Origin of the sequence: Phytobacter sp. V69 (assembly GCF_965644215.1) — a bacterium.
In the GTDB taxonomy this organism is placed as follows: Bacteria; Pseudomonadota; Gammaproteobacteria; order Enterobacterales; family Enterobacteriaceae; genus Phytobacter.
Genome location: NZ_CBFFRL010000144.1, coordinates 1 through 12,473 on the forward strand (window position 1 = coordinate 1; position 12,473 = coordinate 12,473).

At 54.6% G+C, this 12,473-nt stretch carries 10 protein-coding genes; 3 read left to right on the plus strand and 7 right to left on the minus strand.

The features are described from left to right. Nucleotides 1-104 precede the first annotated feature (104 nt). On the minus strand, nucleotides 105-2,435 hold the full coding sequence (locus ACSZPU_RS18110; protein ID WP_499001578.1) for a Tex family protein: 2,331 nt from the start codon (nucleotides 2,433-2,435) through the stop codon (nucleotides 105-107). Between the two features lie 97 nt (nucleotides 2,436-2,532). Continuing rightward, on the minus strand, nucleotides 2,533-3,006 hold the full coding sequence (gene greB / locus ACSZPU_RS18115; protein WP_499001581.1) for a transcription elongation factor GreB: 474 nt from the start codon (nucleotides 3,004-3,006) through the stop codon (nucleotides 2,533-2,535). Between the two features lie 217 nt (nucleotides 3,007-3,223). Here greB and ompR point away from each other — a divergent pair, with 217 nt between their 5' ends. Further along, nucleotides 3,224-3,943: an osmolarity response regulator transcription factor OmpR gene (gene ompR / locus ACSZPU_RS18120; RefSeq protein WP_499001583.1), complete on the plus strand. Its 720-nt coding sequence runs from the start codon at nucleotides 3,224-3,226 to the stop codon at nucleotides 3,941-3,943. Beyond that, complete coding sequence (envZ, locus tag ACSZPU_RS18125; RefSeq protein ID WP_499001585.1) at nucleotides 3,940-5,292, plus strand: two-component system sensor histidine kinase EnvZ; 1,353 nt, start codon at nucleotides 3,940-3,942, stop codon at nucleotides 5,290-5,292. The genes ompR and envZ overlap by 4 nt, the downstream gene beginning before the upstream one ends. A gap of 47 nt (nucleotides 5,293-5,339) precedes the next feature. Here the strand turns inward: envZ and pckA are convergent, their stop codons facing one another. The 5 genes from pckA to ACSZPU_RS18150 form a co-directional block, all read right to left on the minus strand. Beyond that, on the minus strand, nucleotides 5,340-6,959 hold the full coding sequence (gene pckA / locus ACSZPU_RS18130) for a phosphoenolpyruvate carboxykinase (ATP) (RefSeq protein ID WP_499001588.1): 1,620 nt from the start codon (nucleotides 6,957-6,959) through the stop codon (nucleotides 5,340-5,342). Nucleotides 6,960-7,309: 350 nt separating this feature from the next. Then, nucleotides 7,310-8,188 (minus strand): Hsp33 family molecular chaperone HslO, encoded by an 879-nt coding sequence (gene hslO / locus ACSZPU_RS18135; protein ID WP_499001590.1) that lies wholly within the window; start codon nucleotides 8,186-8,188, stop codon nucleotides 7,310-7,312. Nucleotides 8,189-8,212: 24 nt separating this feature from the next. Further along, on the minus strand, nucleotides 8,213-8,614 hold the full coding sequence (hslR, locus tag ACSZPU_RS18140) for a ribosome-associated heat shock protein Hsp15 (RefSeq protein WP_499001593.1): 402 nt from the start codon (nucleotides 8,612-8,614) through the stop codon (nucleotides 8,213-8,215). After that, nucleotides 8,614-9,294, minus strand: coding sequence for a GMP/IMP nucleotidase (gene yrfG / locus ACSZPU_RS18145; protein ID WP_499001596.1), 681 nt, complete (start codon nucleotides 9,292-9,294; stop codon nucleotides 8,614-8,616). The genes hslR and yrfG overlap by 1 nt, the downstream gene beginning before the upstream one ends. A gap of 64 nt (nucleotides 9,295-9,358) precedes the next feature. Then, the gene (locus ACSZPU_RS18150) at nucleotides 9,359-11,497 is read right to left on the minus strand and encodes an intracellular growth attenuator family protein (protein ID WP_499001598.1); all 2,139 of its coding nucleotides are present in this window, start codon (nucleotides 11,495-11,497) and stop codon (nucleotides 9,359-9,361) included. 319 nt (nucleotides 11,498-11,816) lie between these two features. Here ACSZPU_RS18150 and nudE point away from each other — a divergent pair, with 319 nt between their 5' ends. After that, a complete protein-coding gene (gene nudE / locus ACSZPU_RS18155) occupies nucleotides 11,817-12,377 on the plus strand; it encodes an ADP compounds hydrolase NudE (protein WP_499001600.1) in 561 nt (186 codons plus the stop codon). The last annotated feature ends 96 nt before the right edge of the window (nucleotides 12,378-12,473 follow it).

Here is a 12,473-nt window from a genome sequence, read left to right on the forward strand (position 1 = left end):
CTTATCGGTAGTTAACCCTTCCTCCTACACTCTCCACAATCATGTCCGAGCGTTGCACTTATTATCTGAATTCGCGCCCTCTCCCGAAGGAGAGGGCAAATGGCTTAGCGTTTTTTGCCCATGGCGGCAGCCAGCGCGTCCATCATGGCGCTGTTGCCCGCAGGCTGCGCATCACGTCCACGTGGTTTGGCCGGGCGCGCGGCAGGGCGGTTGCCTGCGTCGCGATTACCACCGTTACCCCGGCGTGAATTGCTCTCTCCCGGCTGCTCATCAAGGCGCATGGTCAGCGCAATACGTTTACGCGGCAGGTCCACTTCCAGCACTTTCACTTTGACGATATCGCCGGCTTTCACCACGGTATGTGGATCTTCGACAAATTTATCGGCCAGTGAAGAGATGTGCACCAGACCATCCTGATGCACGCCGATATCGACAAACGCGCCGAAGTTGGTGACGTTGGTGACGGCACCTTCCAGTACCATGCCCGGCAGCAGATCATTCATCGTTACAACACCGTCAGCGAACTGCGCGGTTTTGAACTCCGGGCGCGGGTCGCGGCCCGGTTTTTCCAGCTCTTTAATGATGTCGGTAACGGTTGGCACGCCAAACTGTTCGTCGGTGAAGTCTACCGCTTTCAGGTTGCGCAGTGCGCTGTTGTCACCCATCAGATCTTTCAGCGCCTGCTGAGTTGCGGCCAGAATGCGCTCCACGACAGGGTATGCTTCCGGGTGCACGGTGGAGGCATCCAGCGGGTTATCGCCATGGTTGATACGCAGGAAGCCCGCGCACTGTTCAAAGGCTTTTGGCCCCAGACGGCTCACTTTTAACAGCTGCTGGCGGTTCTGGAACTGACCGTTTTCATCACGCCAGGCGACGATATTCTGCGCCATCATGCGGGTTAAACCGGCAACGCGCGTCAGCAGCGGCACAGAGGCGGTGTTGAGATCCACGCCAACGGCGTTCACGCAGTCTTCGACTACGGCATCCAGCTTACGCGCCAGCTGCGTCTGGCTGACGTCGTGCTGATACTGGCCAACCCCAATGGATTTCGGATCGATTTTCACCAGCTCAGCCAACGGATCCTGCAAACGACGGGCGATCGACACCGCGCCACGCAGGGAAACGTCCAGATCCGGGAACTCCAGTGCGGCCAGTTCGGACGCAGAGTACACCGACGCACCGGCTTCGCTGACGATCACTTTCTGGCCGATCACTTTCGGGAACTGTTTCTGCACGTCGAGATAGAAGCGTTCCGTCTCGCGTGAGGCGGTGCCGTTACCGATGGCCACCAGTTCAACGTTGTGTTTTTCACACAGCGCAGCGACCGCCACCGCGGCTTTGGCTGCCTGACCGGTATGCGGGTAAATGGTATCGGTGGCGACCAGTTTGCCGGTGCCATCGACAACGGCGACTTTCACGCCGGTGCGCAGACCCGGATCGAGACCCATGGTGGCCCGCAGGCCAGCAGGCGCGGCCATCAGCAGATCGTGCAGGTTACGGGCGAAGACGTTGATCGCTTCGTCTTCCGCACGCTCACGCACGGTGCCCATCAGTTCGGTTTCGAGGTGCATCAGCACCTTGATACGCCACGTCCAGCTGACCACGCCTTTGCGCCAGCTGTCAGCCGGTGCGTTGTTCAGACGCAGGCCGAGGTGGTTGATAATAATTTGCTCGCAGTGGCTCTCTTTGGGCGGCTCATCGAACTGCGGATCGGCATTCAGGGAAAGCTGCAGTACGCCTTCGTTGCGGCCACGGAACATAGCCAGTGCGCGGTGTGACGGCACGGTGGAAATCGGTTCGTGGTGATCGAAATAGTCGCGGAATTTCGCGCCTTCCTCTTCTTTGCCGCTGACGACCGTGGCCACCAGATGGGCGTTCTTCCACAGATAATCACGCACTTTTGCCAGCAGCTGAGCGTCTTCGGCAAAGCGTTCCATCAGGATGTAGCGTGCGCCATCCAGAGCTGCTTTGCTGTCGGCTACGCCTTTATCTGCATCAATGTATTTCGCGGCTTCGCTGTCCGGGTCGTGGGACGGTTCGTTCCACAGCAGCTCGGCCAGCGGCTCCAGGCCAGCTTCGATGGCGATTTGGCCACGCGTACGGCGTTTTTGTTTGTACGGCAGATAGAGGTCTTCGAGTTCGGTTTTGCTCAACGTACCGTTGATGGCGTTTTCCAGCGCCTCGGTCAATTTACCCTGCTCGCCGATGGACTTGAGGATCGTCTGACGGCGGTCTTCCAGTTCACGCAGATAACTCAGGCGGGTTTCCAGATTACGCAGCTGCGTGTCATCCAGACCGCCGGTGACTTCTTTACGATAACGCGCGATAAACGGCACGGTGTTCCCTTCATCAAGCAGGCGAACGGCAGCTTCTACCTGTTCGGACCTTGCCTGAAGTTCACCCGCAATAATGCGGCAGAGCGAATCATTCATCATTTCAATATCATCTTCTGAACAAAATCAGGGGATAGTTATACGGACTGACACAGAAAAATGCCAGTCGCGCCGGGGGCTCCCGGATTGTTCCTGGTGCTTATTTCACATACTCGATTTCATTGACGTACCAGGTGGCCTCGCCGCCGGGCGTCTGCACCAGCGCGACATCGCCGACCTCTTTTTTCAGTAGCGCACGCGCCATTGGCGAATCGATGGAGATGTAGTCTTTACGGCCAAAAATCTCGTCGTAACCCACGATGCGAAAGCGTAAGGTGTTGCCATCATCATTTTCAATCTCCACCCAGGCGCCGAAGAAGACTTTGCCTTCCTGCTGCGGGGAGTAATCGACAATTTTCAGGTTTTCCAGGCACTTTGTCAGATAGCGAACGCGCCGGTCTATCTCACGCAGGCGTTTTTTGTTGTACTGGTAGTCGGCATTTTCGCTACGGTCGCCGAGACTTGCCGCCCAGGTGACTTTTTTGGTGACTTCCGGGCGCTCCTGACGCCAGAGATAATCCAGTTCCTGTTTCAGCTTGTCGTAGCCTTCTCGGGTGATCAGGGGCGTTTTCATTTTGTGGACCTTATTTTTTTTCTGATTTCTTTACAAATCACCGACCCTTAAGGTGCGGATTAATCATCATTTATGTGATGGAATATGCATATAAGCTGCTGTTAAATATGCTTTGTAACAATTTCGACTAGAATTTATACCAGATTTAGCTGGTCCTGGACGCGCACTTTTTTAGAATACGCACTCATAATTGTCGGAACCTTTGGGAGTAAAAACAATGCAAGAGAATTATAAGATTCTGGTAGTGGATGACGATATGCGCCTGCGCGCGCTGCTCGAGCGTTATCTTACCGAGCAGGGCTTCCAGGTTCGTAGCGTCGCTAACGCGGAGCAAATGGATCGTCTGCTGACCCGCGAATCATTCCACTTGATGGTTCTCGACTTAATGCTGCCGGGTGAAGATGGCCTGTCCATCTGTCGCCGCCTGCGCAGTCAGAGTAACCCGATGCCGATCATTATGGTGACGGCGAAGGGGGAAGAAGTTGACCGTATCGTTGGCCTGGAAATCGGTGCTGATGATTACATTCCAAAACCGTTCAACCCGCGTGAACTGCTGGCACGTATCCGTGCGGTACTGCGTCGTCAGGCAAATGAACTGCCGGGCGCGCCGTCTCAGGAAGAAGCGGTTATCGCATTTGGTAAGTTCAAGCTGAACCTCGGTACCCGCGAGATGTTCCGTGAAGATGAGCCGATGCCGCTAACCAGCGGTGAGTTCGCCGTGCTGAAAGCGCTGGTGAGCCACCCGCGTGAGCCGCTGTCGCGCGATAAGCTGATGAACCTCGCCCGTGGTCGTGAATACTCCGCGATGGAGCGTTCTATCGACGTGCAAATCTCCCGCCTGCGTCGCATGGTTGAACAGGACCCGGCTCACCCACGCTATATTCAGACCGTTTGGGGTCTGGGCTACGTCTTTGTGCCGGACGGTTCTAAAGCATGAGGCGAATGCGCTTCTCACCGCGCAGTTCTTTTGCCCGCACGCTGTTGTTGATCGTCACATTGCTGTTCGTCAGCCTTGTAACGACCTACCTCGTGGTGCTGAATTTCGCGATTTTGCCCAGCCTCCAGCAGTTTAATAAGGTGCTTGCCTACGAAGTTCGTATGCTGATGACCGATAAACTGCAACTGGAGGACGGCACGCAGCTGGTGGTGCCACCGGCTTTTCGCCGTGAAATCTATCGCGAACTCGGCATCTCGCTCTATTCCAACGAAGCCGCTGAAGACGCAGGCCTGCGTTGGGCGCAGCATTATGAGTTTTTAAGCCAGCAGATGGCGCAGCAATTGGGCGGCCCAACGGAAGTGCGCGTTGAGGTCAACAAAAGCTCGCCGGTCGTCTGGTTGAAAACCTGGCTGTCGCCCAATATCTGGGTACGCGTGCCCCTGACGGAAATTCATCAGGGCGACTTCTCCCCGCTGTTCCGCTATACGCTGGCTATCATGCTGCTGGCGATAGGGGGCGCATGGCTGTTTATCCGAATACAGAACCGACCGCTGGTCGACCTGGAACATGCCGCGCTGAAAGTGGGGAAAGGACATATTCCACCGCCGTTGCGTGAGTACGGTGCCTCCGAAGTGCGTTCGGTGACCCGCGCCTTTAACCAGATGGCCTCAGGCGTGAAGCAACTGGCGGATGACCGTACGCTGCTGATGGCCGGGGTGAGCCACGATTTGCGTACCCCGCTGACCCGTATTCGCCTGGCCACTGAGATGATGGCCGAAGAAGATGGTTACCTTGCCGAGTCGATCAATAAAGATATCGAGGAGTGCAATGCCATCATCGAGCAGTTTATCGACTACCTGCGCACCGGGCAGGAGATGCCGATGGAAATCGCCGAGCTGAACGCGGTGCTGGGCGAAGTGGTGGCTGCCGAAAGTGGCTATGAGCGCGAAATCGATACGGCGCTGAACGACAGTGAAATTATGGTTCGCATGCATCCGCTTTCCATTAAGCGTGCGGTTGCCAACATGGTGGTGAACGCGGCCCGCTACGGTAATGGCTGGATCAAGGTCAGTAGCGGTACGGAGCTTAATCGCGCCTGGTTCCAGGTAGAGGATGATGGCCCTGGCATCAAGCCAGAGCAGCGTAAACATCTGTTCCAGCCGTTTGTCCGTGGCGACAGTGCGCGTAGCACCAGCGGCACCGGGCTTGGGCTGGCGATTGTTCAGCGTATTGTCGATAACCACAACGGCTTGCTTGAGCTGGGGACCAGCGAGCGGGGCGGGCTGTCGATACGCGCCTGGCTACCGGTTCCGCTTACGCGAGTGACCACACAGAGCAAAGAGAGTTAACAAAAAACCCGCCTTCCGGCGGGTTTTGTTTGTCTTGTGTTGGAAAATTACAGCTTCGGCCCTGCGCTCACCAGCGCGGCGCCCGCAGCGGTATCCGTGTACTTCTCAAAGTTACTGACGAACAGTTTTGCCAACTGAGTTGCCTTCTCCTGCCACTGTTCCGGCGATGCGTAAGTATTGCGCGGGTCGAGAATTTTCGTCTCTACGCCGGTCAACGCGGTTGGGATCGCCAGATTAAACATCGGCAGGGTGAAGGTTTCGGCATTATCCAGCTCACCATCCAGAATCGCATCGATAATCGCCCGCGTATCCTTAATGGAGATGCGCTTGCCGGTGCCGTTCCAGCCTGTATTCACCAGATAGGCCTGCGCGCCAACGGCCTGCATGCGTTTCACCAGCACTTCTGCGTACTGCGTGGGGTGCAGCGACAGGAATGCGGCACCAAAGCAGGCAGAGAAGGTCGGTGTAGGCTCGGTGACGCCGCGCTCGGTACCCGCCAGTTTTGCCGTAAACCCGGACAGGAAGTGGTACTGCGTCTGGTTGGCGGTAAGACGGGAAACCGGTGGTAGTACGCCAAATGCGTCTGCGGTCAGGAAGATGACTTTTGTTGCATGCCCGGCTTTTGACACCGGCTTAACGATGTTGTCGATGTGGTAGATCGGATACGACACACGGGTGTTTTCGGTCTTCGAAGCATCGTCATAATCGATGCTGCCGTCGGCGCGTACGCTGACGTTTTCCAGCAGGGCATCGCGGCGGATGGCGTGGAAAATATCCGGTTCTGCTTCCTCAGACAGCCTGATGGTTTTGGCGTAGCAACCGCCCTCGAAGTTGAAGACGCCGTCGTCGTCCCAGCCATGTTCGTCATCACCAATCAGGCGGCGTTTCGGGTCGGTCGACAGGGTGGTTTTCCCGGTGCCGGACAGCCCGAAGAAGATAGCCACATCGCCTTTCTCGCCGACGTTTGCCGAGCAGTGCATCGATGCAATCCCTTTCAGCGGCAGCAGGTAGTTCATCATTGAGAACATCCCTTTTTTCATTTCACCGCCGTACCAGGTGCCGCCAATCAGTTGAATGCGTTCGGTCAGATTGAACGCCACGAAGTTCTCTGAGTTCATTCCCTGCTCTTTCCATAACGGGTTGGTGCATTTCGCCCCGTTCATGACGATAAAATCAGGTTTAAAATCAGCGAGTTCTTCGTTGGTTGGACGGATGAACATATTTTTCACAAAGTGCGCCTGCCAGGCGACTTCGGTGACAAAGCGAACGGAAAGACGGGTATCCGGGTTTGCGCCACAGAACGCATCGATAATAAACAGACGTTTACCGGAGAGCTGTTGTGTCACCAGGCCTTTCAGGTGCTGCCAGATTTCTGGCGAGAGCGGTTTGTTGTCGTTCTTGCCTTTGCCTTTATCAGACCACCAGACGGTGTCACGGGTGATGTCATCACGGACAATGTACTTATCTTTCGGCGAACGGCCGGTGAAAATACCGGTGTCGACGGCGACAGCACCAGCATTCGTCAACACGCCACGCTCGTATCCTTCCAGGTCTGGACGGAGCTCTTCCTGATACAGCGTATCGTAGTCGGGGTTGTAGACGATATCCTGAACATCGTTGATACCATAAGCCTTGAGATCTTGCGGGGTTAAATCGTTAACGCGCATGTCACTACTCCTTAGCCAATATGTACTGCCTGAAATTGTAGGGTTGTTGCTCATTCCCTGACCGCGACGGGGCTCATAGATTTACTTATCTCGACAAACCCCATGTCGCGGAAAACACTGTGACATGGGTCACGTGGCGACACGGTTTCTGGCAATAATAGCTAGAATAATCGGGAAAATGTTATTAAAGCGACATAAAGCGATATTTTTAACGGTTGCTTTGTGACTGTAATCGCTTTCATGAAAGTAAATTACGTAAGACTTTCATAAAACATTTTAGCGGAAACGTGACGTGCTATGCAAAAGCGCCACCCATAAGGTGGCGCTTTTGCTGACAATTTCGGCAGTAATTAATGCACTTGCGGGTCGGCAGGGGAGGCGTTATTGCGGATTTCAGCAATATCCATAGCATTGAACAGATAGTGATTACCGCAGTAATCGCAATGCATGTCGATCTCGCCTTCTTCGGCAATGATGCTGTCAACTTCTTCATCTGGCAGGGTTTTTAACGCATCAGCACAGCGTTCACGGGAACAGGTACACTTGAATTCCACCTCCTGCGGGTCGTACAGGGTGACTTCTTCTTCGTGGTACAAGCGCCACAAAACATCCTGCGCCGGAAGCGTAAGGAGCTCTTCTGCTTTGATCGTTTCAGTCAGGGTTGCCAGGTGTTCAAAATCCACCGTCTGCGTTTCCTGAGCCGGTAAAACCTGCAGCAGCATGCCGCCTGCGGCCGGGGCGCCATCCACATCGCCCGTGCGGATGAACAGGCGGGTTGGCAACTGTTCGGAACGCAGGAAATAATCTTCCAGGCAGGTCGCCAGCGTATCGCCTTCCAGACCCACAACACCCTGATAACGCTCACCTTCTTCTGGCGTGATGGTAATGACCAGGTAGCCATTGCCAACCAGCGTTTTCAGGTCTGCATCTTCGGCAACGTCGCCCTGCACGCGCGCGACACCGCGCATCTGCTGACGGTTGTTGCCGTTGATGACGGCCAGGCTCATCGGGCCATCGCCCTGCAACTGAACGGTAATGTCGCCCGCAAATTTCAGGGTGGCAGTCAGCAGGCTGGTGGCGACCAGCAATTCACCGAGGATGGTTTTTACTGGCTGCGGATAGCTATGGTTTTCCAGGATCTGCTTCCAGGTTTCGGAGACGGTTACCAGCTCGCCACGCACGGCATAGTTTTCGAACAGGTAACGGTGTAATTGGTCATGTTGAGCCATAGTTTTCTCTCTTGCGGGTGCGCGTTACTCGCTGTCACCGTATTTAAATTTCATCAGGTCGCGGCGTTCTTTTTTATCCGGTCGCCTGTCGGGGTGCGGCATTGTAAGCGCATTCATCTTCCGTGCCAGCGCCATTTTTTCGCGCTTCGCTACGCTTTCCGCCGTCTCTTCATACAGTTCGACGGCTTCGGTGGCAGGGCGGCGTTGTTCGGTGATGGCTTTAATAATCACCGTACGTTCGTCATTGCCCTGCCTGAGCGTCAGAGTGGCGTTCAGTTCGACGATTTTACTCGGCTTGCTGCGCTGACCGTTGTAATGCACCTTGCCGCCCTCAATCATTTCGCGAGCCAGCGCGCGTGTTTTATAAAAGCGCGCAGCCCACAACCATTTATCGAGGCGAACATCGGGTGTTGACTGTTCTTTCATTATCCCTCCTTCACGCTCAGTGAGGGAATCAGGTGACGGTAATCGTTCATGCCAGGATGGCGCAGATAGCTTTTCTCCGCCAGGCCCGAGTCCGGGTTGGTTACGCCCAGGCAGTAACGAATGCCAAATTTTGCGGCGGCATCCAGAATGGGCTCGCTGTCATCAATGAACAGCGTTCTTTCGGCGTTCAGGCCTGTCTCTTGCGCGACGGCCTGCCACAAACGCTGATCCTCTTTCGGATAACCAAATGTGTGGGTGGAAAGCAATAAATCAAGGTGTGATGCCAGACCCGTGTGCTCAAGTTTCACCGCGAGATTATGCGGATGGGCATTGGTCAGCAGAATGCGCCGTTTACCGCTTTTTTGCAGTGCCTCAAGAAAAGGGACGGTATCTTCACGCAGCACGGCGCGTGGCCCCTGCTGCGTGGTCATCGCGCAGATATCCAGCCCTAAACGCTCGCTCCAGTAATCCAGACAATACCAGTTTAGCGTATGCTGCACGGCGTGATATTCCTGACGCAGGACGGCCTGGGCCTCATCTGGCGTGAGGCCCTGCTTCTCGCCAAATGTTTCTGGCACCAGTTTTTGCCAGAAATAGTTATCAAAGGCGAGATCGAGCAGCGTACCGTCCATGTCCAGCAGAACGGTATCCACGTTCTGCCAGTCGATATCAAAATGCATAGGAAACTCCAGCCAGAAATAAAGATGCGCGACAGGTTAACATAGCTGGCGCGCGTGACATTTATCAGGTCAGGCTATCAGGTGCGGGGATGAGCCCAGGATTCAGGCAGTTTTCGTAGTATTGCTGAATTTCAGCCAGACGCGTGCGGTTTCGGTGGTAGCGGCGCAGCGCCTGGACACCGTTATAAATGCAGCAGATAACCATTGCCAGCAGCAGAAATGCGGTACTGATGTAGCGCCAGAGCCCGGTTGAGCTGTCCGGCATCCGGTGCAGGCTGACATGGCGAGTGCCATTGGCGTCAGTCGAAATATTGGTGATGATGCCCTCGGCACTGAACGGAGTTTGCATCAGCATTTCTGCCAGACGCTGGAACTCACCCCATTGATCTGCTGCCGGGTAATCGTATAACGCGACGGCCGGGTAGGGCTGATCCACCAGTTCGCTGCCTTCTTCGCTGATAATCAGGAAGCCGCCAGGGGCCGGGCTGTTAAGAGCCTGGGCCGCACGGGTGGTTTCGCGCTGGATAAACGGCGCGGTGGAGGTGGTGACCAGATTATCCAGCGATTCCGCGCTGACCGGGCGCAACAACACATTCACACCGGTGAGTTTCCCTGTACTGGCGCGGGCCGTCAGTGTATCCCAGTCCTTGCTGTTCCCCAGATTGACCAGCGCGTTTTTAAGCCGCAGGCAGTCATCATCGGCCGAACACAGATCCTGTGTTTTTAGCACAATCTCGGAAAAATCATCCAGCAAGACCATCCCGGATTTCTGAATCGCGGTGCGCAGTGCCGGGCTGACGCGGGAATCGTCTTCCTGTTTAGGGTGTAGCTGGCGATTAACAGCTTCAACCAGCGCGGTCGCTTTGGTGACGGTCTCTGATTCCGGCAGTGGCAGCGGCGGCGCGTCGTTCCAGATAATTTGCGAGCAGTCGAACGGCGCAAATGGCGAGCTTTGGCGCGAGGTCCAGTTGCTTGATGAATGGATGCTGCACATGCCGGTACCGCGAATTTTCAGCGAGTCACCGATGCGTAGCCCGGCTTCTTCAAGCTGGTTCACTTTCGTCGCTTCGATGGTCTGGGCACCTTTAATCCACGAAAGGGTAAATTTGATAGGCATATCCAGCGGCACCCACATCAGCAGCATGATCAGGACCAGCAGCGCGCCGGCGGAAATCACGGCGCTGCGCACCCAGTGCTGGAGGGGGAAATTCTTGACCTCGTCATGCAGCGATAAGAAACGCCCCTGACGCACGACATGGCGGTCGAGGTAAATATCAATATCGCTTTGCTGCCCCAGGTCCTGGGCGATGAACGGCTGCCAGTGGCGCGGGTAGATAAGATCGATAATCCCTAAGGAAATATTGTTGATCTGTTCCTGGTTGTTTTCGCCAAAGAGCCCCCAGCGTTTAGGGGTTCCGCGCAGACAGTGGATTTCGCGCAGTGCATTTTGCGCGGGCGGTGCAAAGACGCCCCAAAGCCCGTCCGCCAGCAGCATGATTGCGGCCCCGGCAAGCCAGGGGGCAAATACGTCTGGCGTCATCAGGCAGAAAAAGAACAGTAAAAACGAGGTGGCGATCAGCAAGGCTTCACGCATGCCATCCGGGCGGCTCAGCGCGTATTCTTCCACCGTTTCATGGCGAATATTGAGCAGCTCAATTTGTTCCGTCTCTTCACCGCGAATGGCGGAGTGCAATGACGAAACCTGTTCCGGCATCAGGCTGTGTTCTTCCGGACGGTACTCATTCAATGCGTGGCCATTGAGCGAAATGACCAAAGGCAGTGAGTCGGTGCGGATAAGCTCAACGCTGTTTTCGTCATTAATGTACTGCTCCCAGAACGGCGGCAGATGGACTTCGACAGAATCGAGATAGTAGCGCCATTTGTTTGGGGCATCGGTGGTAATGCCGTAGCGGGTAATCGCCCGGGTTACGCTGATGACGGTATTGCTTTGTGCGTTGAGTGTGAGGGAGATCGGCGCCGCGGTTGCGCCGGTCGGACCGGGTGCCTGACGGGTACGGGAAAGCGATTCCAGATAGCTTTCAACAGCGCTGCGCTCATCAGGAGTTAATTTGCGGGTTGTTGCACCGACGAAAGCTTGCAGATGTGGCAGACGGTATCGCCTTTGCGATCGCATTCTGTAAAACCACCCGACAAGGCATGCGCAGGCCAGCATAGCAGCGAAATAAATCAAAATGGTGCTCATGCTTTCCCCATCTTACTTTTACTAGCAGGTGTAGTCAGTTGCACCCTTTCCCGTAAATTCTATGAATATGGCTGGAGCGTTATCGGGCAAATCGTTAGTCTTATATGTGAGCGCCTGACAACATGCAAATCTTAGCAAAGCCGCAACAAAACGAATATCAGCAAATTCTTAGTTTTATTTCAACCTCTTGACTTTTGAGTTTATTTGGGAAATAGCTTCTGGTAAGTTACAGGAATGTAAATGAGGCGCGAAGGACATTGCCGAAACAGTGTCGCATGTCGCACAATAATGCCAGTATTCTCTGGAAAGACCGATAATAATGAGCGAATCATTGCAAAAACCCACCATTCTTAACGTTGAAACCGTCGCCTCTTCACGACTTTTTAACGTTGAAAGCGTGGACCTGGAATTCAGTAACGGTGTACGTCGTGTTTACGAACGTATGCGTCCCTCATCGCGTGAAGCGGTAATGATTGTGCCAATTGTAGACGATCATATCATCCTTATTCGCGAATATGCTGTGGGTACTGAATCTTATGAGCTGGGATTTTCGAAAGGATTGATCGATCCCGGTGAAAATATGTACGAGGCGGCTAACCGCGAGCTCAAAGAAGAGGTGGGTTTTGGCGCAAAGGAACTGACGTTCCTCAAAAAACTCAGCATGGCCCCGTCTTACTTCTCCAGCAAAATGAATATTCTGGTTGCCGAGGATTTATATCCTGAATCGCTGCCCGGTGATGAGCCAGAGCCATTGCCGCAGGTGCGCTGGCCGCTGGCACACTTGATGGACTTGCTGGAAGAGCCTGATTTCCACGAGGCCCGCAATGTCAGCGCACTCTTCTTGTTAAGAGAGTGGCTTAAAGGGCAGGGCCGGTTATAAAAAAAGCGCTTACGCGCTTTTTTTTTATATTTGCATGAACACCACCTCCTATGGAGGTGGTCAGCAATAAGTTGGCTCTGCCAATAATGCTACTCA